This window comes from Micromonospora sp. B006, assembly GCF_003408515.1.
Lineage (GTDB): Bacteria > Actinomycetota > Actinomycetes > Mycobacteriales > Micromonosporaceae > Micromonospora > Micromonospora echinospora_A.
Window position 1 is genome coordinate 3,849,752 of record NZ_CP030865.1, and the last position, 23,020, is coordinate 3,872,771.

Sequence of the window (23,020 nt, forward strand, 5' to 3'; positions counted from 1 at the left end):
TTACCGGGTCTGCTCCAGCCAGGAGGCGTACAGCAGCGCGTAGACCGAGTCGGTGTCGCGGACCAGCTCCTCGTGCGGGCCGCGCTGCACGATCCGGCCCCGGTCCACCACGATCACCTCGTCGGCCGCCTGCGCGGTGGAGAGCCGGTGCGCGATGGCGAGCGTGGTCCGCCCCCGGGTCACCGCGTCGAGCGTGCGTTGCAGGCGTACCTCGGTGGCCGGGTCGACAGCGCTCGTCGCCTCGTCGAGCACCAGCAGGTCCGGGTCGGCGACGTACGCGCGGGCCAGCGCCACGAGCTGCCGCTCGCCGACGCTGAGCGCCTCCCCGCGCTCCCCGACCGGCGTGTCCAGCCCGGACGGCAGCCCGTCCAGCCAGTCGGCCAGGCCCAGCTCGCCGAAGGCGGCGGTGAGCTGCCCGTCGGTCAGGTCGGGGCGGGCGAAGCGGACGTTCTCCCCGACCGTGGCGTCGAACAGGAAGCCGTCCTGCGGCACCATCACCACCCGGGCGCGCAGCGAGTCGAACCGCACCTGCCGCAGGTCGACCCCGGAGAGCAGCACCGCGCCCTCGCTCGGGTCCATCAGGCGGGTGAGCAGCTTGGCGAACGTGGTCTTGCCGCTGCCGGTCTCGCCCACCACCGCCACCCGGCTCTTCGCCGGGATGTCGAGCGTGACGTCGTGCAGCACCGGCGGGCCGCCCGGGTAGGCGAACGTCACACCGGCGAACCGGACGTCGAGCGGGCCGGCCGGCAGGTCCCGCCCCTGGTCGCCCGGATCGGCCACGTCCGGCGCGACGTCCAGCACGTCCAGCACCCGGCGCCAGCCGGCGATCGCGTTCTGCGCCTCGTTGAGCACCTCGGTGGCGATCTGCACCGGCTGGATGAAGAGCGTGACCAGGAACAGGAACGCGGTGAGCTGGCCGATCGACAGCGTGCCGTCGACGCCGAGGCTCACCCCGACCACCACCACGCCGGCCAGCGCCAGCCCGGCCGCCAGCTCCCCCACCGAGCTGCCCATGATGCTGATCCGGATCGCCCGCTGCTGGGCCACCCGCTGGCCGTCGATCGCCGTGTCCAGCCGCCGCGCGGTCCGCCCGGCGATGCCGTACGCCCGGATCACCGGCGCGCCCACCACGCTCTCGCCGATCGCGCCGAGCAGCGTGCCGGTGCGCTGCCGCACCAGCCCGTACGCCCCGGCGAGGCGGCGCTGCAACTGCCGGATCACCAGCACCGCCGGCGCGAACGCGACGAGCACCACGAGCGTCAACTGCCAGGAGTACGCGAGCATCACCGCTGTGGTCACCAGCAGCTGGCCCAGGTTGACGATGAGGATCACGCCGCCCCACTGGAGGAACTGGGTGATCTGGTCGACGTCGCTGGTGACCCGGGAGACCAGCGAGCCGCGCCGCTCGGACTGCTGGTGCAGCATCGACAGGTCGTGCACGTGCCGGAACGCCCGCGTGCGCACACCGGCCAGGGCGGTCTCGCTCACCGTGAACAGCCGGCGCATCATCAGGTAGCCACAGATGGTGGTGACGACCAGCACCCCGGCGGTGATCGCCACGGTGACCGAGATGACGTCCAGGTCGAGCCCGCCGACGATGCCGTGGTCGATGCCGCGCTGCACCGCCACCGGCACGGCGACCCGGCCGACCATGTAGACAAGCGCCAGCGCGATCGTGCCCGCGAGGCCGGTGCGCAGCTCCGGCGAGAGCGCCAGCCCGCGCCGCAGCGTCTGCCAGGTGGTCTCGGTGCTCTCGGTGTTCTCCCCCGTGGTCGTACTCACCGGTCAACCTCGATCTCCAGGCCGGAGGTCATCGGCGTGACCTCGTCGTACGTCTGCTTCTGCTCGCGTTCCTGCTCGGCCTGCTCGTACGCGGTGACCAGGTCGGCGTAGCCGGGCACGGTGGCCAGCAGCTCGGTGTGGGTGCCGCGGGCGACCACCCGGCCCTGCTCCACGTAGATCACCTCGTCGGCGAGCGCGATGGTGGCCCGGCGGTACGCGACCACCAGGATCGACGCCGGGGCGCCGCCGTCGGCGGGGGCGCGCAGCCCGGCCAGGATGGCCGCCTCGACGCGCGGGTCGACAGCGCTCGTGGCGTCGTCGAGCACCAGCAGCCGGGGGCGGCCGGCGAGCGCCCGGGCCAGCGTCAGCCGCTGGCGCTGCCCGCCGGACAGCGACGTCCCCCGCTCGCCGACCATGGTGTCCAGCCCGTCCGGCAGCGCGGCCACGAAGCCGTCCGCCTCGGCCAGCCGCAGCGCCGCCCACACCTCGTCGTCGCCGATGCCGGCCCGGTCCAGCGCGATGTTGGCCCGGACCGTGTCGTCGAAGACGAACGGCACCTGCGCCACCAGCGCCACGGTGCCGGCGAGCGAGGCGGCGGTCAGCTCCCGCACGTCCACGCCGTCCAGTGTGACCCGCCCGGCGCCCGGGTCGACCAGCCGCACTGCGAGCGAGGCGATCGTGGACTTGCCCGCGCCGGTGGGCCCCACCAGGGCGACCGTCTTCCCGGCGGGCACTGTGAACGTCACCTCGCCGAGCACCTGGGCGCCGGGCAGGTGCGCCTCGGCCGGCTCGTACGCGAAGTGCACGTCGTGGAACGCGAGCGTGGCCGGCGTGCGGGTGGCCGGGTCGAGCGTCCTCGTGCCGTACGGCATCTCGCCGGTCGCGTCGAGCACGCGGCGGACCCGGTCCCACCCGGCGACGCTGCGCGGCAGCTCGGCAAGCACCCAGCCGATGGCGCGCACCGGGAACGCCAGCACGGTGAACAGGAAGGCGACGCTGACCAGCTCGGTCACGGTGATCGCGCCCTGCCGCAGCCGGATCGCGCCGACCACCAGCACGGCGAGCGTGCCGAGGCTGGGCAGCGTCTCCAGCATCGGGTCGAAGACGCCGCGCAGCCGGCCGACCGAGATCAGCGCGTCCCGCAGGTCACCGGCGCGGGCCGCGAAGCGGGCGGTCTCCTGCGCCTCGCGGCCCATCGTCTTGACCACCAGCGCGCCGTCGAAGCTCTCGTGCGCGATGCCGCTGACCTCGGCGCGCAGCCGCTGCGCCCGGGCCTGGCGGGGCGCCATCCGGCGGGAGTAGACCACGTTGAGCGCGAACAGCGCGGGAAAGACCGCCAAGCCGACCAGGGCCAGCGCCCAGTCGGTGAAGAACAGCGAGGCCACCGCGCCGACCAGCATCACCAGCGTGCCGACCGCGAACGGCATGGGCGCGATCGGGTACCAGGCGGCCTCGACGTCGGAGTTGGCGTTCGACAGCAGCGTGCCGGTGGAGTTGCGGTGGTGCCAGGCCAGCGGCAGCTCCAGGTAGCGGCGGGTGACCCGGCGGCGGTAGGCGGCCTGGAGCCGGTACTGCATGTAGCCGGCGCCGAGCCGCCGGCCGAAGATGCCGACGACCCGCAGCACGCTGATGCCGAACAGCGCCGTCGCGGCCAGCGCCAGGGCCCCGCGGGCCACCTCGCCGCGCTCGACCGCCGGCACGACGACATTGCCGACCACCCCGCCGACCACGTACGCGCTGGCGATCACCAGGAGGCCGAAGAGCACGCTGCCGCTGACCGCCACCGCGAAGATCCGCGGCTGTTCCCGGATGGCCTGGCCGAGCACCCGTAGCCCTCTGCCGAGGACGTCCCGACTTGTCTTGCTCGCCACGCTCTCCCCCGCCGTAAGCCGCATCTTTCTCCCCCATCCTTACCGCTCGTCGCCGACTCCGCCGACCCGGCCGGGATATGTCCGCCGTCACGTTCCGCTCGACCTGGGCGGACAGCGGCCGCTGACGCTCCCGGCCCATCCTCGCGCCGGGCGTGGCGCGCCGAACTGCCCGGACGGGCCTACGATCGGGCCATGCCGCGGTACGCCCGAGCGGAGCGCGAGGCGCTCGCCGACCTGATGCTGGAACTGGGACCGGACGCGCCGACCGTCAACGAGGGGTGGACCACCCGGGACCTGGCCGCGCACCTGCTGGTGCGGGAACGCCGGCCGGACGCGGCCGGCGGCATCCTGCTGCCGCCGCTGCGCGGCTACGGCGAGTCGGTGCGCCGGCGGATCGCCGCCGGGCCGTACGCCGACCTGATCGCCCGGGTCCGCCGTCCCCCGGTGTGGAGCCCGGTGAGCAACCCGCTCACCGACGAGCTGGCGAACGGGATGGAGTTCTTCATCCACCACGAGGACGTCCGCCGGGCCCGTCCCGGCTGGCAGCCGCGGAACCTTCCCGCCGGGCAGCAGGCGGTGCTCTGGAAGCGGGTCGCCCTGCTGGCCCGGATGGCGCTGCGGCGCTTCCCGGCCGAGGTGCTGGTGCAGGCGCCGGGGCACGGCGAGCTGCGGGCCGGTGGCGGCGGCGAGCGGCTGCGGCTCGTCGGCGCGCCGGGGGAACTCGTGCTGTTCCTCACCGGACGGCAGCGGGTGGCCCGGGTCCAGGTGGACGGCCCGGCCGAACGCGTCGAGCGCCTGCGTAACGCCGAACTGGGCCTGTGAGCGACGTTTCCGCCCGTTCACAAGCGATCGTAGAATGTGGACACCCGGCATCGATAACGTTCGCCGGCTGCCGTACGCTCCTGCGAACCGTCCCGACCCCGCGGGGCGGCGGACAGGGGACGACGATGCGGGACTTCGCGCTCTCGGCGCTGCACGAGCCGCCCTTTCCCTCCCGATGTCACCCGGCCACCGACGAGGTGGCCGCGCAGAGCGTCGCCTGGGTGCGCGGATTCGGCCTGATCAAGGACCGCGCCGGCCTGCTCCGGCTGACCGGGGCCCACGCCTCGGAGCTGGCCGGACGGGCCTGCCCCGATGCCTCCCCGGCCGGCCTGCGGTTGCTCACCGACCTGATCAACTGGCTGTTCGTGGTAGACGACGCCTGCGACGACGACGGGCTGGGCGCCGCACCGACAGTGCTCGCGCCCACCCTGGCGGCGCTGCTGGCGGTGCTCGACCGGCACGGTGACCCGGACGCGCCCGCGCCCACCGACGCCGGCCCGATGGGCCTGGCGTTGCACGACCTGTGCCGGCGGGCCCGCGGCCGGGGGCGGCCGGCGCACCTGATGCGACTGGTGAGCCAGTTGCGGGAGTACCTGCTGGCGCTGCTCTGGGAGGCCGCGAACCGGGAGCGCCGGCGCGTGCCCGGGGTCGCCGAGTACGTGCAGATGCGCCGCCACACCGGAGGCGTACGCCCCAGCTTCACGGTGACCGACCTGGCCCGCCCGTCCCTGCCCCGGCCCGACCAGCGGGCGAACCCGGCGCTCACCGCGCTGGACGCCCTCGCCACCGACCTGGTCTGCTGGTGCAACGACATGTTCTCCTACGGCAAGGAGCGGGGCGTCGCCCCGGAGGCGCACAACCTGGTGACCACCATCGCGGGCGAGACCGGGAAGGACGAGTCGGCGGCGTTGAACGCGGCGGCGAACTGCTTCAACACGGCGCTCGCGTCGTACGCGGAGCGGGACGCGGCGTTGAGCGCCGGGGCGGACGAGGGGATGCGGGCGTTCCTGGACACCCGCCGGGACTGGATCCGGGCCACCTACGACTGGTCCCGCGCCGCCAGCCGGTACGCCTGATCCGGCTCCAGCAGTCGGGACCGGTGGGGACTCGGCCGATCAGGGCTAGCCGCTGGCCGGGTGCAGGCAATACCCTTCGGTAACCGCAGATCGACGTGACCCCCGTCACGTCCCTCCACCCCTGAAGGCGGCTACAGCGATGGCTCTCGATGTACCGTACCGTTCCGTTCCCGATATGTTCCTCAAGCGCGTGGCGGATTCCCCCGACCGGCAGGCGTTCGCCCACCCCGCACCCGACGACTCGGGCCCGGTCTGGCTGACGTGGGAGCAGGTCGGGCAGCGCGCGAAGGCGATCGCCGCCGGGTTGCACGGGCTCGGTGTCGGCCTGGAGAACCCGGTGGCGATCCTGGCCAACACCCGGCTGGACTGGGTGCTGGCCGACTTCGGCATCATGTGCGCCGGCGGGGCCACCACCACCGTCTACCCGACCACCGAGCCCGACGAAGCGGTCTTCATCATCGCCGACTCCGGCTCGAAGGTGCTGTTCGCGGAGAACCCGGCCCAGGCGGCGAAGATCGCCGGGGCGGACCTGCCCGCGCTGACCCACGTGGTGCTCTTCGACGGCTCGCCCGATCCGGCCGCCGCCGTCCCGCAGCTCACCCTGGCCGAGCTGGAGGAGCGCGGCGCCGCCGCGCTGAGCGCCGAGCCCGACCTGATCGACATGCTCGTCGCCGGCATCGGCCCGGACCACCTGGCGACGCTCATCTACACCTCGGGCACCACCGGCCGCCCGAAGGGCGTGGAGCTGCTGCACGGCGGCTGGTGCTGGGAGGGCGTGGCGCAGGCCGAGCTCGGCCTGCTGCGCACCGACGACCTGCAGTACCTGTGGCTGCCGCTGTCGCACTCGTTCGGCAAGACGCTGCTCTGCGGCGCCACCCACGTCGGCCTGCCCACGTACGTCGACGGCCGGGTGGACAAGCTGGTCGACCTGCTCGGCGTGGTCCGGCCGACGCTGATGTGCGGCGCGCCCCGGGTCTTCGAGAAGGTCTACAACAAGGCGGTCACCACCGCGCAGGGCGCGGGCGGCGCGAAGGCCAAGATCTTCGCGTGGGGCGTCGCGGTCGGCAAGGAGAAGGTGGCGCTGGAGCAGGCCGGCAAGCCGGTGCCGGCCGGGCTGCGGATGAAGTACGCGCTGGCCGAGAAGCTGGTGTTCAGCAAGCTGCAGGCCCGGCTCGGCGGCCGGATGCGGGTGCTGGTCTCCGGCGCGGCGCCGCTGAGCCAGGAGATCGCGACCTTCTTCGCCGCCGCCAACCTGCCCATCTCCGAGGGCTACGGCCTGACCGAGACCAGCGCCGGCGCGTTCGTCAACCCGCCCGACGGGCTGAAGATCGGCAGCGTGGGCCGGGCCATGGGTGACCTGGAGTGCCGGATCGACAGCGACGGCGAGGTCCTCATGCGGGGCAAGCCGGTCATGCGGGGTTACCACAACCTGCCGGAGGAGACCGCCGCCGCGTTCACCGAGGACGGCTTCTTCCGCACCGGTGACATCGGCACGCTCGACTCCGACGGCTACCTGCGCATCACCGACCGGAAGAAGGACCTGGTCAAGACGTCCGGCGGCAAGTACGTCGCGCCGTCGCACATCGAGGGCATGTTCAAGGCGGTCTGCCCCTACACCTCGCAGGCGGTGGTGATCGGCCAGGCGCGCAACTACTGCACCATGCTCGTCACGCTGGACCCGGACGCGATCAAGGCCTGGGCCGCCGGCACCCCGCTGGAGGGCAGCGACTACACCACGATCGTCACCTCGCCGCAGGCGCGGGAGATGGTCGAGGGCTACGTGGCCGAGCTCAACGCCAAGCTCAACCGCTGGGAGACGATCAAGAAGGTGTCGATCCTCCCCCGTGACCTCACCATCGAGGACGGCGAGGTCACGCCGTCGCTGAAGATCAAGCGTCGCAGCGTGGAGACGAACTTCGCCTCCGAGATCGACAAGATGTACGAGGGCACGCTCGCCGAGCTGTAGCCCGCACCGCCAGTCGGTAGCGCCGGCCGTGCCCCACCGTCCCGGGGCACGGCCGCGTGCCGTTCAGAGGTGCTGCTGCCGCCAATGGCTCTGCTCGGCCTCGGCGGCGATCTGCTCCTCCAGCGCGAGCTGGCGTATCCGGCGCCGATAACCGTTCTCGCGGCCCGTCTCCCAGGCGACACCGGCGCCGGTGATGATCGCGAGCACGGCGAGCGCCATCAACTCCGCGATTTGGAACGCGATCGGGCCGACCACGGCCAGCGCCACCACCGTGAGCAGCAGCGGCCGGCGCACCTCGCGCAGCGCGAGCCACCAGCACCGGGCGAGGCCGAGCAGGTACAGCGCGACCCCGCCGTACATGACCACACCCCAGAAGTTGCCGAGTGGCGGCCCCCAGTCGGGCGTGCTCGTGTCGGCGGCCTCGACCAGCAGGTCCTTGAGGCCGAGCGCGAAGAGGACGATCCCGGCGACCATCGCCAAGTGCAGGAACGTGTACACGTCCCGGGTTATCCGGATCCGGGCTTCTTCGTCCCGGGCCTTGTGCAGGGCTTGTTCCAGCGCGAAGGAGAACGTGTCGAAGTACGCCCACCACAGAGCCGCCACGACCACGATGCCGAGCAACGCCGACACCGCCACCGGGCCGGTCAGCGGCAGCCCGTGCTTGCCGAACCCGAGCGCGATGATCGACTCGCCGAGCGCGACGAGCACGATCAGCGCGTGCCGTTCCGCCCAGTGCCCGGCCGAGAGCACCATCCACCACTGGCGGGCCAGCGTCACGCCGCCCACGTACTCGACGAGCAACGCCAGCGTCCAGAGCGACAGTTGCAGCGGGATCGCGAACCGCTCCTGCGGCAGGCGCGCCGGCACGGTGCCGGCGACAACGAGCAGCACGGTGGCGGTGGTCGGGAACGCGGCCCGCATCAGGAGCCGGCGGCGCCGGACCGGATCGGATCGGTCCAAACAGCCGAAGACCGCGAGCTGGGCCATCCGGATCACGAAGTAGCAGCCGGCGAAGACCAGCGGGCCGGGCAGCCCGCCGGGATTGTTCTCGAACGCGTCGGGCTCGCTGAGCACCAGCAGGAACGTCGCTGCCATGGTGATGAAGCCGACCAGCGGCAGCACACCCTGGTCGGCGCGGAACGCGTTGCCGAGGCGGGCGAAGCCGGTCCACGACCACCACAGCAACGCCAGCACCAGCAGGAAGCGGTAGAGGTTGACCGGCGTGAGCTCCGACGCGGTGAGCGTGGTGACGCTCAGGAACGCGAAGACGAAGACCAGGTCGTAGAAGAGCTCCAGCCGGGTGGTGCGGGAGCCCGGTGCGCCGGCCCGTATGATCCACGACCGCCGCGGCTCGCTCCCGTTCCCCACCCCGGCAGTCTGCGGGCACCGCCTGCCCCGTAGCCGCCGTTCGGCGCAACCACCACCGGATCGGGCGGGCGGTCAGGCGATGACGCCGGCCTCGCGCCACTGCGGGCGGCCGGCCCGGTCCAGGTCGTAGCGCACCGCGGCGAGCCGGCCCACCGCCTCCACCAGCTCCTCGGCGGCCAGTGTGAAGGGCAGGCGCAGGAAGCGCTCGAGCGTCCCGTCCAGGCCGAACCGGGGTCCGGGCGCCAGCCGTACGCCGACCTCCTCGGCGGCCCGGGCCAGCGCGCTGGAGATCGGGCCGTCCAGCTCGGCCCAGAGCGTCACGCCGCCGCGCGGCACCGTGACCCGCCAGTCGGGCAGCTGCTCGGCGAGCGCCGCGACCAGGGCGTCCCGCTGGGCGGCGAGCTGGGCGCGGCGGGCGGCCACGATGGCGGGCGCCTCGGCGAGCAGGTGCACGGCGACGAGCTGGTCGAGCACCGGGCTGGCCATGTCCACCCCGACCCGGGCCGCGGCCAGCCGCTGCACCTGGGGCGCGGAGGCGCGGACCCAGCCGATCCGCAGGCCACCCCAGTAGGGTTTGCTCATCCCGCCGATGCTGATCACCCGGGAGTGCCTGTCGAAGACCGCCACGGGTGGCGGCAGCGGGGTGTCGTCCAGCGGCAGGTCGACGAAGGACTCGTCGACGACGAGGTCGGTGCCGGCCGCGTGGGCCGCGCCGACCAGCCGTTCGCGCAGGTCGGCCGCCATCAGGTGGCCGGTCGGGTTGTGGAACTCCGGGATCACGTACGCGAGCTTCGGCCTTGTCTGCCGGATGCTGCCGAGCAGCAGCTCGGCGTCCCAGCCCTCGTCGGACAGGCCGTGGGTGGCGATCCGGGCGCGCCGGGCGGACAGCGCGGCCAGGGCGTTGGGGTAGGTGGGTGACTCGACGAGCACCGCGCCGCCGGGCGACAGGGCCAGTCGCAGCACCAGGTCCAGCGCGTGCTGGGTGCCGCTGGTGACCATGATCTGCTCCGGGCTGGTGGGCAGCCCGCGCTCGGTGTACCCGCGGGCCACCGCCTCCCGCAGCTCGATGATGCCGGTCGGGTGGTAGCCGGCGCCGCCCAGGTAGCGGGGGAGGTCCTCGGCGGCCGCCCGGGCGGCCGGGACGAGCTGCGGCGGCGCGGACAGCGCGGCCACGCCGAGGTCGATCATGTCGCGGTCGTCCAGCGGCGTCCACAGCCCGGTGCTGGCCACCCGGTGGCCGCCGGGCAGCATGGTCCAGCTCCCGGCGCCCCGGCGGCTGGCCAGGTGGCCGCTCTCCCGCAGTTCCCGGTACGCGGCGGTGACAGTGGTCCGGCTGATCCGCAGCGCCTCGGCCAGTTCCCGCTCGGCCGGCAGGCGTACCCCCAGCGGCAGCCGGCCGTCGGCGAGCAGGCCCCGGACGGCGGCGGCGAGCGCGGCGTAGTCGGGGCTGCGCCGGCGGCCCGGCAATGCGTGCCACTGGCCGAGGAGTCGCGCCAATTGGACGCCGCGCACCTGGCTGGTCATGGCCACACCTCCAGAATTGGCCCCCTTGCGGCCTGCAATTGGCCCCTAGGGTGGCATGCATGGCACCGCTTGGCAATCTCGGGCACCGCCCGGCGCGACGACTCACCCAGCTCTACGCCGGGCTCGTTCTGTACGGCCTCAGCATGGCGCTGATGATCCGGTCGGAGCTGGGACTGGACCCGTGGGACGTGTTCCACCAGGGGCTCTCCCGGCAGACCGGTCTCTCCTTCGGCACCGTCACCATCGCCGTCGGCGCTCTCGTCCTGCTGCTCTGGATCCCGCTGCGGCAGCGGCCCGGCCTCGGCACGGTCAGCAACGTCGTGGTGATCGGGCTGGTCGTCGACGCCACGCTCGCAGTGCTGCCGCCCGGTGACGGCATGCCGGCGCGCGCCGCGATGCTGGTGGCCGGGATCGTCGCCAACGGCGCCGCCACCGGGCTCTACCTCGGCGCCGGGCTCGGCCCCGGACCCCGCGACGGTCTGATGACCGGCTTCGTCGCCCGCCACCCCCGCTTCTCGGTCCGGCTGGTCCGCACGAGCATCGAGATCACCGTGCTGGCCCTCGGCTGGCTGCTCGGCGGGCCCGTCGGTCTCGGCACCGTGGCGTACGCGCTCACCATCGGCCCGCTCGCCCAGTTCTTCATCCCGGTCTTCGCGCTGCCCGCGCGGCCGCCGCGCGGCGCTTACGCTACGTGATCAGCGCCGGGCCGACCGCCACGGCCCGCAGCCCTCCGCAACGCGCTGAGCTGCGGTGACACAGAACAGCGAAACCAGGTGTTTCCTCCGCCGTCGCGGCCGGGCATCATTCCTGCATGGGGGAGAACGGATGGCGTTGGAGCGACGCCTGGATCTTCGTCGCGTTGGTCATCGCCAGTGGCGCCGGCCGGCACCGGCGGTCCGCGTCGACACGCCGCCCCGAAGGCGTACGGCTGGCCGATGTCCTCTCCACAGCCGACCACCTCAACCAGGCCATTCCCGAGCGGCACGAGGTGGAGGGCGCGGTCCGGCGGCTCGTCGGCGCGGGCCTGGTCAGCGTCTCCGACGGCTGGTTCCGGGTCACCCCGGACGGTGAGCAGCTCTGGCGCACCCGTCCCAGCGCCGGGCTCGGCACCACTGTGGACACGGTGCAGGGCGTGCTGACCCGCCGGCACCCGCCCGGCGAGTCCGAGTGGCAGCTCGACGAGGACGACCACGCCGCCGCGGTGCAGGAGTACGTGGTCCGCTCGATCCCGATGCCGCGCCGCTCCCCCGAGGGGCGATCCGGCCGGCAGTGACCGCCCGCCTCAGCGCACCGGGTGCCCGGCGCCGCGCAGCGCGTCCTTGACCTGGCCGACGGTCAGCTCGCCGAGGCGGAAGACGCTCGCGGCGAGCACCGCGTCCGCTCCCGCGCCGACGGCCGGCGGGAAGTGTGCCACCTCGCCCGCGCCGCCGCTGGCGATCACCGGCACGTCGACCACCTCCCGCACCGCCTGGATCAGCGGCAGGTCGAACCCGGCCTTGGTGCCGTCGGCGTCCATCGAGTTGAGCAGGATCTCACCCGCGCCCAGCTCGGCGCCGCGCGCCGCCCACTCGACCGCGTCCAGGCCGGTGCCGCGCCGCCCGCCGTGCGTGGTCACCTCGAAGCCGCTCGGCGTCGTGCCGTCCGGGGCGCGGCGCACGTCCAGCGAGAGCACGAGCACCTGGCGACCGAACCGGTCGGCGATCTCGGCGATCAGCTCCGGACGGGCGATGGCGGCGGTGTTCACGCCCACCTTGTCCGCCCCGGCCCGCAGCAGCGTGTCGACGTCGGCGACCTGACGGACGCCGCCGCCCACCGTGAGCGGGATGAAGACCGACTCGGCGGTGCGCCGCACCACGTCGAGCATGGTGCCCCGGTCGCTCGACGAGGCGGTGACGTCGAGGAAGGTCAGCTCGTCCGCGCCGGCCCGGTCGTACGCCGCCGCCAGCTCCACCGGGTCGCCCGCGTCGCGCAGGTCGAGGAAGTTGACCCCCTTGACCACGCGCCCGGCGTCCACGTCCAGACACGGGATGACCCGTACCGCCACCGTCATGCCCCGAGCCTAACCACCGCCCGTGGTGGTGTGCGTTCGCGCCGGTCAGAGACGAACCAGCATCTTGCCGAGGTTCTCGCCGCGCAGCAGGCCGAGGAACGCCTCCGGGGCCTGCTCGATGCCGTCGATCACCGTCTCGTCGTACGACAGCCGGCCCTCGCGCAGCCAGCCCGCCACCTCCTGCACGAACTGCTCCCGCAGGTGACCGTGGTCACTGACGAGGAAGCCGCGCAGCGTCAGGCGCTTGCCGATCACCAGCGCCAGGTTGCGCGGGGCGGCCGGCGGCTCGGTGGCGTTGTACTGCGCGATCATGCCGCAGATGGCGGCTCGGCCGTGCAGGTTCATCGCCCCGATCGCGGCCTCCAGGTGGTCGCCGCCGACGTTGTCGAAGTACACGTCGACACCGTCCGGGGCGGCAGCCCTGAGCTGCTTGGACACCGGGCCGTCGTGGTAGTCGAACGCGGCGTCGAAGCCGAGCGCGGTGAGCCGTTCCACCTTGGCGCGGGAGCCGGCGCTGCCGATCACCCGGCCGGCGCCGCGCAGCTTCGCGATCTGGCCGACCATGCTGCCCACCGCGCCGGCCGCGCCGGAGACGAACACGGTCTCCCCCGGCTTCATGGCGGCCACGTCCAGCAGCCCGGCGTACGCGGTCAGCCCGGTCATGCCGAGCACGCCCAGGTACGCGGTCACCGGTGCCAGGTCGGGGTCGACCTTGCGTGCGCCCCGGGCGTCCACGAGCGCGTACTCACGCCAGCCGAGCCCGTGCAGCACGACGTCGCCGGGCTTGACGCCCCCGGCCTCGCCGGCCACCACCTCACCGATCGCGCCCCCGTCGAGCGGGGCGTCGAGCGCGAACGGCGGCACGTACGACTTGACGTCGTTCATCCGCCCGCGCATGTACGGGTCGACGGACATGAACCGGTTGCGGACCACGACCTGGCCCGGGCCCGGCGTCGGCACCTCGGTGGTGACCAGCCGGAAGTTCTCCGCGGTCGGCCAGCCCTGCGGCCGGGACGCCAGATGGATCTCCCGGTTCACCGGGCCTCGCGGACCGTGCGGGTGACCTCGACGTTGCCACGGGTCGCGTTGGAGTAGGGGCAGACCTGGTGGGCCGCGTCGACGAGCTGCTCGGCGGCCGAGCGCTCGACCGCGGGCAGGTCCACCACGAGCGTCACGGCCAGGCCGAAGCCGCCGCTGCCGTTCGGGCCGATGCCCACCTCGGCCTCGACGACCGAACCGGAGACGTCCGCCTTCGCCTTGCGGGCGACCACGCGCAGCGCGGAGTGGAAGCAGGCCGCGTAGCCGGCCGCGAAGAGCTGCTCCGGGTTGGCCGCGCCGCCGGCGCCGCCCATCTCCTTCGGTACGGCGAGGTCCAGCTCGACGGTGCCGTCGGAGGTGCGGACGTGACCGTCGCGGCCGTCGCCGGTGGCGCGGGCGGAGGCGGTGTAGAGCACCTGCATGTCACTGCTCCTTCTGTCGGTGGATCGTCTCGGTGACCCGGGTGAGGATGCCGTGGAGGAAGACCAGTTCGGTCTCGGTGAGCCCGGTGGCGGTGGCCACCTGCCGCGGCACGTCGCACATCCGCTCCCGCAGGGCCCGGCCCTGGTCGGTGAGGCCCACCTCGACCCGGCGCTCGTCGGCGGCCGAGCGGGTACGCACCACCAGCCCGGCCGCCTCCAGCCGCTTGAGCAGCGGGGAGAGCGTGCCGGAGTCGAGCCGGAGCGCGGCGCCGAGCTCGGAGACCGTGGGGGCGTCGTCGTAGCGCTCCCAGAGCACCAGCAGCACCAGGTACTGCGGGTAGGTCAGGCCGTGCTCGTCGAGGATGGGCCGGTAGACGTCGGTCAGGGCGCGCGACGCCGCGTAGAGGGCGAAGCACACCTGCCGGCGCAGCACCAGATCATCGGTCACCGCAAAACCGTAACGCACAATTAAGTTGTGCACAACCGATTGGCGCGCGGTCCGGGGCGGGCGACGCGCCCGGCACCGTCAGCCGGCGGGGAGATACGCCTCCAGCTCGACCTCGACCAGCATGTCCGGGTCGATCAGCCCGGCCACCACCACCATCGTCGCCACCGGGCGCACCGGACCGAACACCGCGTTGTGCGCCCGGCCCACCTCGTCGGCGTAGATCCGGTCGGTCACGTACATCCGGGTCCGCACCACGTCGCCCGGCCCGGCGCCGACCTCGGCCAGCGCGTCCAGGCCGATCCGGATCGCCTGCGCGGTCTGCGCCGCCGCGTCGCCCGCGTGCGCCACCCGGCCGTCGACTGTGGAGGTGCAGCCGGCCGTGATCGCCAGCGAACCGGCCCGGACCACCCGGGAGTAGCCGTACAGCGCCTCCCACGGGCCGCCCGAGCCGAGCCGGGTCACCACCCCGGCGTCCACGGGCGGCTCGGCCGTCACGCGCCGGCCCGCAACGTGGCCAGCGCCTCGGCGACGGTGAACGCGCCCGCGTAGAGCGCCTTCCCGGCGATCACGCCCTCCACGCCCACCGGCTCCAGCGCGGCCAGCGCCCGCAGGTCGTCGAGCGTGGACACGCCGCCGGAGGCGATCACCGGGGCGTCGGTCCGCCCACACACCTCGCGCAGCAGGTCCAGGTTCGGCCCGCGCATGGTGCCGTCCTTGGTGATGTCGGTGACCACGTACCGCGCCGCGCCCGCCGCGTCGAGCCGGGCCAGCACCTCGTAGAGGTCACCGCCGTCGCGGGTCCAGCCGCGCGCCGACAGGGTACGGCCGCGCACGTCCAGCCCGATCGCCACCCGGTCGCCGTACTCGCCGCAGATCCGGTCGCACCACTGCGGGTCCTCCAGCGCGGCGGTGCCGATGTTGACCCGGGCCGCCCCGGTGGCCAGCGCCGCCCGCAGCGACTCGTCGTCCCGGATACCGCCGGACAGCTCCACCTGCACGTCCAGCTTGCCGACCACCTCGGCCAGCAGCGCGGCGTTGGAGCCCCGCCCGAACGCGGCGTCCAGATCCACCAGGTGGATCCACTCCGCGCCGTCGGACTGCCAGGCCAGCGCCGCGTCCAGCGGGTCGCCGTAGGTGGTCTCGCTACCGGCGGCGCCCTGCACGAGCCGGACGGCCTGGCCGTCGGCGACGTCCACGGCGGGCAACAGGGTGAGGCTCAACGCTTCTCTCCTCGGGTCCTCAACGACGGTCCAGCGCGATCACCACGACCGCGGGCAGGACCAGCAACAACAACGCGACCAGCACCAGCCGCAGCGCCAGGTCGTCCACCAGGCTCCAGATCGCGACCACCGCCACGGCGGTGAGCACCAGGATCGTCGCCCGCTCGCGCCGGGTGTGCCGGCGCAGCCGCCCGGTACGCCCGCGCCGCAGCGACGGCGGCAGCCGGCGTACCAGAGAGTGCCGCCGCTGGCGGCGGGCCACCCGGCGGGCCCGGACGGCGCGCGCCCGCTCCTGCTCGGCCTCGCGCTCCGCCCGGCGGCGGGCCCGCTCCTTGCTCACACGGACGCCCGCGGGCCGGTCACAGCGTGCCGAGCCAGTTGCGCAGCAGCGCGGCCCCGGCGTCGGCCGACTTCTCCGGGTGGAACTGCGCGGCCGACAGCGCGCCCCGCTCCACCGCCGCCACGAAGTCCGTGCCGTGGTGCGCGGTGGTCACCGTGGCGCCCGCCTCGGCCAGCGCCGCCGGCTCGGTCACCCCGTAGGAGTGCACGAAGTAGAACCGGGTGTCGGCCGGCAGGCCGGCGAACAGCGTCGAACCGGCCGGCGGGCGCACGGTGTTCCAGCCCATGTGCGGCAGCCGCCGCGCGGGCAGCCGCCTCACCCCGCCGGGCAGCAGCCCCAGCCCCTTGGTGACCACGCCGTGCTCCTCGCCGTGCCCGAAGAGGATCTGCATGCCGACGCAGATGCCCAGCACCGGCCGCCCGGCGGCGACCCGCTCGGCGATGACCGGCCCGGCGCCCAGCGCCTCGATCCCGGCCATGCAGGCGGCGAACGCGCCGACGCCCGGCACCACCAGGCCGTCGGCCGACGCGGCGGCGGCCAGGTCGTCGGTGACTGTCACCTCGGCGCCGGCCCGCGCCACCGCGCGCTCGGCCGAGCGCAGGTTGCCCGAGCCGTAGTCGAGCACCACCACCCGCCGCGCCATCAGCTCTCCCCCGGCAGCAGCCAGAGCACCCCGGCGACGGTGGCCAGCACGGCCAGCAGGCCGGTGACCACCACAGCGGCGCGCGGCGCGCCCTGCTTGATCAACGACCACGTCCCGCCGACCAGCAGCCCGGCCAGGATCAACACCAGAGTGGGCAGCACCTTCATCAGAGCCCGCCTTCATTCGCGACTGCGGGACTCCGCTGCGCTGCGTTCCTCGCGCTCATCAGAGCGCGCCCTTCGTGGACGGCACCACGCCCGCGTTACGGGGATCGAGCGCGGTGGCCTCGCGCAGCGCGCGGGAGACGGCCTTGAACTGCGCCTCGACCACGTGGTGCGCGTCCGGGTGGCCGCCGGGACGGGCCGCGCGCAGCACGTCCACGTGCAACGTGATCCGGGCCGACTGGCCGAACGACTCCCAGATGTGCCGGGTCATGCTCGTCGGGTAGACCGGCCCGATGTACGGGGCCAGCACCGGCTCGTCGTGCACCACGTACGGGCGGCCGGACAGGTCGACGGCGGCCCGGACCAGCACCTCGTCCATCGGGACGATGGCCGAGCCGTACCGCCGGATGCCGGCCTTGTCGCCCAGCGCCCGGTCGAACGCGGCGCCCAGCGCGAGCGCGGTGTCCTCCATCGTGTGGTGCGCGTCGATCTCCAGGTCGCCGACGGTGTGCACGGTCAGGTCGAAGCCGCCGTGCCGGGCGATCTGGTTGAGCATGTGGTCGTAGAAGCCGACGCCGGTCTCGATGTCGGCCTTGCCGGTGCCGTCGAGGTCGATCTCGACGAGCACCTTGGTCTCGTTTGTGACCCGCTCGATCCGGGCGATCCGGCTCATGAAACGTTCTCCATCGCGGTGAGGAAGGCGTCGGTCTCGGTCGGGGTGCCGGCGGTGACGCGCAGCCAGCCGGGCAGGCCGACGTCACGCACCAGCACGCCGGCATCGAGCAGGGTACGCCAGGCCACCGCCTGGTCCCCGTCGACGGCGAACAGCACGAAGTTGGCGTCGCTGTCGGCCACCCGGTGGCCCCGGGCGCGCAGCTCGGCGACGATCCGGTCGCGCTGCCGCATGATCGCGGCCACGGTGCCGAGCAGGGCGTCCCGGTGCGCCAGCGCCGCGCGGGCGGCGGCCTGGGTGAGCGCGGACAGGTGGTACGGCAGCCGGACCAGTTGCACCGCGTCCACCACCGCCGGGTCGGCGGCCAGGTAGCCGAGCCGGCCACCGGCGAAGCCGAACGCCTTGCTCATGGTGCGGGTCACCACCAGCCGCGGGTGGCCGGGCAGCACTGCCAGCGCGCTCACCGTGCCGGGCCGGGCGAACTCGGCGTACGCCTCGTCCACGATCACCATGCCGGGCGCCTCGTCCAGCACGGCGGCGACCACCGCCGGGTCGAGCGCGGTGCCGGTCGGGTTGTTCGGCGAGCAGAGGAACACCACGTCCGGCCGGTGCTCCCGGACCTGGGCCACCGCCTCGTCGGCGGTGAGCCCGAAGTCCTCGCCGCGCCGGGCGGGCACCCACCGGGTGCCGGTGCCGAGCGCCAGCAGCGGGTGCATCGAGTACGCCGGGGTGAAGCCGAGCGCGGTGCGCCCGGGACCGCCGAACGCCTGCAGCAGCTGCTGCTGGATCTCGTTGGAGCCGTTCGCGGCCCACACGTGGTCGGCGGTGAGCCCGTGCCCCAGGTAGGCGGCCAGGTCGGCGCGCAGCGCCACCGCGTCCCGGTCCGGGTAGCGGTTGAGGTCGCGCAGCTCGGCGGCGACCGCCTTGCCGATCGCCTCGACCACCGGCTCGGGCACCGGGTAGGAGTTCTCGTTGGTGTTCAGCCGCACCGGCACGTCGAGCTGCGGCGCGCCGTACGGCGTGCGTCCGCGCAGGTCGTCGCGGATCGGCAGGTCGTCGAGCGTGGTCACGACGCGCCGCCGTCGGGGAACCGGACGCTGACCGCCTGGCCGTGCGCCGGCAGGTCCTCCACCGTCGCCAGCGTGACCACGTGCGGGGCCACGTCGCGCAGCGCGTCCTGCGTGTACTCGATCAGGTGGACGCCGCGCAGGAAGGACTGCACGGACAGCCCGGAGGAGTGCCGGGCGCAGCCGCCGGTGGGCAGCACGTGGTTGGAGCCCGCGCAGTAGTCGCCGAGCGACACCGGCGACCATGCGCCCACGAACACCGCCCCGGCGTTGCGGACCCGCAGCGCCCACTCGCGGGCGTTCTCGGTCTGGATCTCCAGGTGCTCGGCCGCGTACGCGTCGACCACCCGCAGCCCCGCCTCCAGGTCGTCGACCAGGACCACGCCGCTCTGCTCGCCGCGCAGCGCGGTGCCGATCCGCTCGGCGTGCTTGGCCGCGGGCGCCTGCCGGGCCAGCTCGGCGTCGACCGCGTCGGCAAGCGCCGTGGACGGGGTGACCAGCACGCTCGCCGCGAGGGGGTCGTGCTCGGCCTGGCTGATCAGGTCGGCGGCGACGTGCGCCGGGTCGGCGGTGTCGTCGGCCAGGATCGCGATCTCGGTCGGGCCGGCCTCGGCGTCGATGCCGACCACGCCACGCAGCAGCCGCTTCGCGGCGGTGACCCAGATGTTGCCCGGACCGGTGATCATGTCGACCGGCTCGCAGCGCTCGTCCCCGGCCGGGTCGACGCCCGCGCCGTACGCGAGCATGGCGACCGCCTGGGCGCCGCCGACGGCGTACACCTCGTCCACGCCGAGCAGCGCGCAGGCCGCCAGGACCCGGCGGTCCGGCAGGCCGTCGTTGTCCTTCTGCGGCGGGCTCACCACCACCAGCGAGCGCACTCCGGCCGCCTGGGCCGGCACGACGTTCATCACCACCGTCGACGGGTACATGGCCAGGCCGCCGGGGACGTAGAGACCGACCCGGTCGACCGGCACCCACCGCTCGGTCACCGTGCCGCCGGGCACCACAGTCGTGGTGTGGTCGGTGCGGCGCTGGTCGTCGTGGACCTTGCGGGCCCGGGTGATCGACTCCAGCAGCGCGGCGCGGACCTGCGGGTCCAGCTCGCCCTCGGCGGCGCGGATCGTCTCGACCGGCACCCGCAGCCGCTCCGGGGAGACGCCGTCGAACCGTTCGCTGGCCTCCCGGATCGCCGGGTACCCATGCTCCCGGACCGCCTCGACCAGGGGGCGGATCCGCTCGACCGCCACGGAGACGTCGAGCTGGGCACGGGGCAGCAGGCGGCGCGGGTCACGTGCCCCGCCGCGCAGGTCGATCCGATTCAACACGCCTGCGAGTCTAGGCCGCCGCCCCGGCGACCGGCCCGGGCCGCCCGCACGCCGGGACGGTGAGCCGGGACACGCGCGGGCGGGCACGTTGGGGATACGCTCGATCGCGTGAGCGCACGGCTGCCGGTGTTCCCGCTCGGGACCGTCCTCTTCCCGGGGCTGGTCCTTCCGCTGCACATCTTCGAGGAGCGCTACCGGGCGCTGGTGCGCCACCTGGTGGCGCTGCCCGAGGGCGCGCCGCGCGAGTTCGGCGTGGTGGCGATCCGGGCCGGCTGGGAGGTCGCGCCGGCCGGGCCGCCGGGGCGCTTCGGGCTGACCGCCGGCGAGGTCACGCTGCACGAGGTGGGCTGCACCGCCGAGCTGCGGCAGGTCACCGAGCTGGCCGACGGCGGGTTCGACATCGTCACTGTGGGCCGGCGCCGGTTCCGTCTCGCCGAGGTCGACCACGCCGCCGAGCCCTACCTCACCGCGGAGGTGCGGTGGCTGCCCGAGCCGGGCGGCCCGGACGAGGTCGCCGACCTGCTGGCAGCCCGGGTGATCTCGGTGTTCCGGCAGTATCTCGGCCTGATCCGGCCGGACCAGCAGGAGATCTCCGAGCAGTTGCCGGAGGACCCGACGGTGCTGTCGCACCTGGTCGCCGCGACCGCCGCGCTGACCGTGGACGACCGGCAGCGGCTGCTGGCGATCGACGACACGGCCGCCCGCCTGCGGGCCGAGCTGCGCCTGCTCAACCGGGAGACGGCGTTGCTGCGGCAGGTCCGGGCGGTGCCGGTGCCGCTCAGCGAGCTGGCTGGTCTCCCGGCGCCGAACTGAACCCCGGCGGGGGCGGCGGCCACCCGCCGTCGAACTCCGGCTCCGGCCGCAGCGACGGCCACCGCGACCAGCCCGCAAGCAGCGTGTACGTCACAGCCGCGCCGAACGCGGCGAGCAGCAGGTTGCCGTGCGGCAGCGGGAGCGGGCCGAACCAGTCGACGCCGCCGGCGCGCAGGTCGACGGGTTTGGTGAAGGCGGTGCCCGGCGGGGCGGTCTCCACCAGCCGCTGGAACGTGGACAGGCCGATCCGGCGGCCGACCTGCCAGGCCACCACCGCCGCGCCGAGACCGCCGAGGGTGACCGCGAGCAGGCCCGCCGGGCCGCGCCGGCGGCGCAGCACCACCCACAGGGCGATCGCGGCGAGCACGCCGAAGCCGAGCGTCAGGAGGCTGAACCAGCCGTCCGCGGCGATCGGCTGCTCCGGCTGCGTCGTGGCGTAGACCGCGCCGGCCGGTGTCTGCCGCACCGGGGTGGCCGGCGCCGCCCACACCCAGAGCAGCCCGAGCGGCGCGCCGAGCGCGGTGAGCAGCGCGGCCACGCCGAGGGTGGTCGTCACCGCCCGGCCGGCGGATCGCCGGGCCGCGGGCGACGCCCCGGGCAGTTGCGCGACGACGCCCGGATGCCCGGCCAGCGGGTCGGCGCCGGGCGCGGTGACGGGGGTGCCGGCCGGCACCGGCAGTCCACCGGGCCAGCCGGGCGGTCCGCCGGGCCAGCCGGACGGCTGCTCGCCCTCGGGCCGCGCCTCGCCGCCGTCGGTACGCTCGCGCGTCCGCTCGGGATCAGGGGTGTCCGGAGTCACCCGTTGATCCTCTCAGGCCGGGGCACGGCGCGGGGCGGTGGTCGCCGCCTCAGCGCGCGAACGGTTCCACCATCACCGCGGCGGCCTTGAGCCAGGCGTTGCGGGTCTCGGCCTGGAGTTGGTGGTACTCGATCGAGGAGCCGGTCTCCAGCGCCGGGTCGTAGGGCACCACCGCGACCGCCCGGGTCCGGGTGGCGAAGTGCCGTTCCAGGTCGTCCTGCAGAGAGGTGCGGCCCGGCGTCGGGCAGGAGATCAGCGTGACCGCGTTGTCGGCCAGCTCGCCCATGCCCTCCTCGTGCAGCAGGTCGAGCATCCAGTCCGCGCTGAACGCCGCGTCCTCGCGCGGCACGGTGGTCACCACGAGCTGGTCGGCGGCCTGCATCACGGTGCGCCAGTTCGGGCTCTCCACGTTGTTGCCGGTGTCCACGCAGACCACCTCGTGGGTGCGGCGCAACAGCTCCAGCACCCGCTTGACGGTGAACTGGTCGAGCCGCTGGGCGAAGCGCGGGCTCTCCTCGCCGGCCAGCACGTCGTACGAGCCGTCGGAGGCGTGCCGCAGATAGTCGTCGAGGTGGGACAGCAACGTGTTGCCCTCGAGGATCTCGATCTGCGCCAGGTCGTGGATCAGGTGGCGGATGGTGCGGGCGTGCCGGGCGCTGCCGGCCCGCAGGCCGAGCGTGCCGCGCAGCTCGTTGTCGTCCCAGGCGAGCACGCCGCGCCCGCGGACGCTGCCGACGGTGGCCGCGGCGAGCACGGTGGCGGTGGTCTTGTGCACCCCGCCCTTGGGGTTGGCGAACGCGAGCACCCGGGGCGTGCCCAGCTCGCGGCGCAGCACACTGGTGGCGCGTTCCAGCTCGGCGTCCGGCTCGGGGGCACGCCACTTCGCCTGGGCCGGCGCGGCCCGGCCCGTCCGGCCGGAGCGGCCCTCCAACGGGCTGCGCGGCGCGGGCACCACCGGTTCCGGCGCGGGCGGGACGTCCGGCCGGTATCGGCCCCGGTCGAGCAGGGCGTACCGGGACTCGGCCGGCGGCGGCGCGGGCCGGTAGCCACCGTCGAGGAGGGAGTACCGGGACTCGGCCGGCGCCTCGGCCCGGCCGTGCGGCTCCGGCCGTGCCGGTTCGGCGCGCCAGGACGGCTCCGGCCGGGGCTCGGCGGCGAAGGACGGGTCCGGCGCGATCGACGGCTCGGCGCGCCAGGACGGCTCGGCCGGATAGGGCTGCCCGGTGCGCCAGGACGGCTCCGGGTCGGTGCGGTACGCCGGCTCGGCCCGGTAGGCCGGTTCGCCCTCGTGGCGCGGGTCGGCGCGGAAGGCGGGGTCGACCCGGAACGTGGCCTCGGCCCGGTAGGCGGGCTCGGCGCCGTACGACCCGTCGGGGGCGCGGCCGACGGCCGCGGCGCGCCCGGTCCATCCGGTGCCGGTGCCGGCGGCGCGGCGCGGCAGCGGGTCGGGCGGCGGGGCGTGGTGCTCCTCGCCGTGCCGGTCGGCGTCGGCGTGCTCCGCGCCGCGACCGCTGAGCCGGGCCCGGTCGAGCAGCGCCCGCCACCGCGGTGCCGGCTCGCCCTGCCGACCCCAGCCGGTCTCGCTGCCGTCCAAGGATTCGCCCTCCCC

General features: G+C 74.3%; 24 protein-coding genes. 6 read left to right on the forward strand and 18 right to left on the reverse strand.

The window, feature by feature from the left end; genetic code table 11:
• Both MicB006_RS17050 and MicB006_RS17055 read right to left on the reverse strand, forming a co-directional pair.
• Positions 1-1,782 (reverse strand): ABC transporter ATP-binding protein, encoded by a 1,782-nt coding sequence (locus MicB006_RS17050; protein WP_116507417.1) that lies wholly within the window; start codon positions 1,780-1,782, stop codon positions 1-3.
• Positions 1,779-3,677 (reverse strand): ABC transporter ATP-binding protein, encoded by a 1,899-nt coding sequence (locus tag MicB006_RS17055; RefSeq protein ID WP_225980396.1) that lies wholly within the window; start codon positions 3,675-3,677, stop codon positions 1,779-1,781. The genes MicB006_RS17050 and MicB006_RS17055 overlap by 4 nt, the downstream gene beginning before the upstream one ends.
• A gap of 168 nt (positions 3,678-3,845) precedes the next feature.
• On the opposite strand from MicB006_RS17055, the gene MicB006_RS17060 reads away from it, so the two are divergent.
• From MicB006_RS17060 to MicB006_RS17070, 3 genes are all read left to right on the forward strand, one after another.
• The gene (locus tag MicB006_RS17060) at positions 3,846-4,475 is read left to right on the forward strand and encodes a TIGR03085 family metal-binding protein (RefSeq protein WP_116507418.1); all 630 of its coding nucleotides are present in this window, start codon (positions 3,846-3,848) and stop codon (positions 4,473-4,475) included.
• A gap of 125 nt (positions 4,476-4,600) precedes the next feature.
• Complete coding sequence (locus MicB006_RS17065; RefSeq protein ID WP_073830976.1) at positions 4,601-5,551, forward strand: terpene synthase; 951 nt, start codon at positions 4,601-4,603, stop codon at positions 5,549-5,551.
• Positions 5,552-5,690: 139 nt separating this feature from the next.
• Positions 5,691-7,517, forward strand: coding sequence for a long-chain fatty acid--CoA ligase (locus MicB006_RS17070; protein ID WP_116507420.1), 1,827 nt, complete (start codon positions 5,691-5,693; stop codon positions 7,515-7,517).
• Positions 7,518-7,580: 63 nt separating this feature from the next.
• Here the strand turns inward: MicB006_RS17070 and MicB006_RS17075 are convergent, their stop codons facing one another.
• Together MicB006_RS17075 and MicB006_RS17080 are read right to left on the reverse strand one after the other, a co-directional pair.
• Positions 7,581-8,849: a low temperature requirement protein A gene (locus tag MicB006_RS17075; RefSeq protein ID WP_116511497.1), complete on the reverse strand. Its 1,269-nt coding sequence runs from the start codon at positions 8,847-8,849 to the stop codon at positions 7,581-7,583.
• A 108-nt stretch (positions 8,850-8,957) separates the two neighbouring features.
• Entirely contained in the window at positions 8,958-10,409 is a 1,452-nt protein-coding gene (locus tag MicB006_RS17080; protein WP_073830979.1) for a PLP-dependent aminotransferase family protein, read from the reverse strand.
• Between the two features lie 59 nt (positions 10,410-10,468).
• Here MicB006_RS17080 and MicB006_RS17085 point away from each other — a divergent pair, with 59 nt between their 5' ends.
• Both MicB006_RS17085 and MicB006_RS17090 read left to right on the forward strand, forming a co-directional pair.
• The gene (locus MicB006_RS17085) at positions 10,469-11,104 is read left to right on the forward strand and encodes a YitT family protein (RefSeq protein ID WP_116507422.1); all 636 of its coding nucleotides are present in this window, start codon (positions 10,469-10,471) and stop codon (positions 11,102-11,104) included.
• Positions 11,105-11,220: 116 nt separating this feature from the next.
• On the forward strand, positions 11,221-11,682 hold the full coding sequence (locus MicB006_RS17090) for a hypothetical protein (protein ID WP_116507423.1): 462 nt from the start codon (positions 11,221-11,223) through the stop codon (positions 11,680-11,682).
• 9 nt (positions 11,683-11,691) lie between these two features.
• Here the strand turns inward: MicB006_RS17090 and hisF are convergent, their stop codons facing one another.
• The 12 genes from hisF to hisD form a co-directional block, all read right to left on the reverse strand.
• Positions 11,692-12,459 carry an imidazole glycerol phosphate synthase subunit HisF gene (hisF, locus tag MicB006_RS17095; protein WP_116507425.1) on the reverse strand — a complete coding sequence of 256 codons (768 nt, stop codon included), beginning with the start codon at positions 12,457-12,459 and terminating at the stop codon, positions 11,692-11,694.
• Positions 12,460-12,504: 45 nt separating this feature from the next.
• On the reverse strand, positions 12,505-13,497 hold the full coding sequence (locus MicB006_RS17100; protein ID WP_116507427.1) for an NADP-dependent oxidoreductase: 993 nt from the start codon (positions 13,495-13,497) through the stop codon (positions 12,505-12,507).
• Positions 13,494-13,919, reverse strand: a complete 426-nt coding sequence (locus tag MicB006_RS17105; protein ID WP_073830984.1) for an organic hydroperoxide resistance protein — start codon at positions 13,917-13,919, stop codon at positions 13,494-13,496. Before MicB006_RS17105 ends, MicB006_RS17100 begins: the two co-directional genes overlap by 4 nt.
• 1 nt (position 13,920) lies before the next feature.
• Complete coding sequence (locus MicB006_RS17110) at positions 13,921-14,367, reverse strand: MarR family winged helix-turn-helix transcriptional regulator (protein ID WP_116507429.1); 447 nt, start codon at positions 14,365-14,367, stop codon at positions 13,921-13,923.
• Between the two features lie 78 nt (positions 14,368-14,445).
• Entirely contained in the window at positions 14,446-14,862 is a 417-nt protein-coding gene (locus MicB006_RS17115; protein ID WP_116507431.1) for a RidA family protein, read from the reverse strand.
• On the reverse strand, positions 14,859-15,587 hold the full coding sequence (gene priA / locus MicB006_RS17120; RefSeq protein WP_073830986.1) for a bifunctional 1-(5-phosphoribosyl)-5-((5-phosphoribosylamino)methylideneamino)imidazole-4-carboxamide isomerase/phosphoribosylanthranilate isomerase PriA: 729 nt from the start codon (positions 15,585-15,587) through the stop codon (positions 14,859-14,861). Before priA ends, MicB006_RS17115 begins: the two co-directional genes overlap by 4 nt.
• Before the next feature lie 19 nt (positions 15,588-15,606).
• Entirely contained in the window at positions 15,607-15,927 is a 321-nt protein-coding gene (locus MicB006_RS17125; protein WP_116507432.1) for a hypothetical protein, read from the reverse strand.
• Positions 15,928-15,946: 19 nt separating this feature from the next.
• Positions 15,947-16,570, reverse strand: a complete 624-nt coding sequence (hisH, locus tag MicB006_RS17130; RefSeq protein WP_116507434.1) for an imidazole glycerol phosphate synthase subunit HisH — start codon at positions 16,568-16,570, stop codon at positions 15,947-15,949.
• Complete coding sequence (locus MicB006_RS32030) at positions 16,570-16,737, reverse strand: hypothetical protein (protein ID WP_192900088.1); 168 nt, start codon at positions 16,735-16,737, stop codon at positions 16,570-16,572. Before MicB006_RS32030 ends, hisH begins: the two co-directional genes overlap by 1 nt.
• Before the next feature lie 58 nt (positions 16,738-16,795).
• On the reverse strand, positions 16,796-17,407 hold the full coding sequence (gene hisB, locus MicB006_RS17135; RefSeq protein ID WP_116507436.1) for an imidazoleglycerol-phosphate dehydratase HisB: 612 nt from the start codon (positions 17,405-17,407) through the stop codon (positions 16,796-16,798).
• Positions 17,404-18,477, reverse strand: coding sequence for a histidinol-phosphate transaminase (locus tag MicB006_RS17140; RefSeq protein WP_073830989.1), 1,074 nt, complete (start codon positions 18,475-18,477; stop codon positions 17,404-17,406). The genes hisB and MicB006_RS17140 overlap by 4 nt, the downstream gene beginning before the upstream one ends.
• A complete protein-coding gene (hisD, locus tag MicB006_RS17145) occupies positions 18,474-19,799 on the reverse strand; it encodes a histidinol dehydrogenase (protein WP_116507438.1) in 1,326 nt (441 codons plus the stop codon). The genes MicB006_RS17140 and hisD overlap by 4 nt, the downstream gene beginning before the upstream one ends.
• Positions 19,800-19,907: 108 nt before the next feature.
• Between hisD and MicB006_RS17150 the strand changes: the two genes are divergently transcribed.
• The gene (locus MicB006_RS17150; RefSeq protein WP_073830991.1) at positions 19,908-20,612 is read left to right on the forward strand and encodes an LON peptidase substrate-binding domain-containing protein; all 705 of its coding nucleotides are present in this window, start codon (positions 19,908-19,910) and stop codon (positions 20,610-20,612) included.
• Here the strand turns inward: MicB006_RS17150 and MicB006_RS17155 are convergent.
• A complete protein-coding gene (locus MicB006_RS17155) occupies positions 20,578-21,411 on the reverse strand; it encodes a DUF2567 domain-containing protein (protein WP_116507440.1) in 834 nt (277 codons plus the stop codon). The genes MicB006_RS17150 and MicB006_RS17155 overlap by 35 nt on opposite strands.
• Positions 21,412-21,460: 49 nt before the next feature.
• The gene (locus MicB006_RS17160; protein WP_116507442.1) at positions 21,461-23,005 is read right to left on the reverse strand and encodes an ATPase; all 1,545 of its coding nucleotides are present in this window, start codon (positions 23,003-23,005) and stop codon (positions 21,461-21,463) included.
• Positions 23,006-23,020: the final 15 nt, after the last annotated feature.

Coding starts and splice junctions, on each gene's coding strand:
- hisF (WP_116507425.1), bottom strand. CDS start 12,459: ATGACGGTGGCGGTACGGGTCATCCCGTGTCTGGACGTGGACGCCGGG.
- MicB006_RS17080 (WP_073830979.1), bottom strand. CDS start 10,409: ATGACCAGCCAGGTGCGCGGCGTCCAATTGGCGCGACTCCTCGGCCAG.
- hisB (WP_116507436.1), bottom strand. CDS start 17,407: ATGAGCCGGATCGCCCGGATCGAGCGGGTCACAAACGAGACCAAGGTG.
- MicB006_RS32030 (WP_192900088.1), bottom strand. CDS start 16,737: ATGAAGGTGCTGCCCACTCTGGTGTTGATCCTGGCCGGGCTGCTGGTC.
- hisH (WP_116507434.1), bottom strand. CDS start 16,570: ATGGCGCGGCGGGTGGTGGTGCTCGACTACGGCTCGGGCAACCTGCGC.
- MicB006_RS17085 (WP_116507422.1), top strand. CDS start 10,469: ATGGCACCGCTTGGCAATCTCGGGCACCGCCCGGCGCGACGACTCACC.
- MicB006_RS17060 (WP_116507418.1), top strand. CDS start 3,846: ATGCCGCGGTACGCCCGAGCGGAGCGCGAGGCGCTCGCCGACCTGATG.
- MicB006_RS17055 (WP_225980396.1), bottom strand. CDS start 3,677: ATGCGGCTTACGGCGGGGGAGAGCGTGGCGAGCAAGACAAGTCGGGAC.
- MicB006_RS17090 (WP_116507423.1), top strand. CDS start 11,221: ATGGGGGAGAACGGATGGCGTTGGAGCGACGCCTGGATCTTCGTCGCG.
- MicB006_RS17070 (WP_116507420.1), top strand. CDS start 5,691: ATGGCTCTCGATGTACCGTACCGTTCCGTTCCCGATATGTTCCTCAAG.
- MicB006_RS17105 (WP_073830984.1), bottom strand. CDS start 13,919: ATGCAGGTGCTCTACACCGCCTCCGCCCGCGCCACCGGCGACGGCCGC.
- MicB006_RS17065 (WP_073830976.1), top strand. CDS start 4,601: ATGCGGGACTTCGCGCTCTCGGCGCTGCACGAGCCGCCCTTTCCCTCC.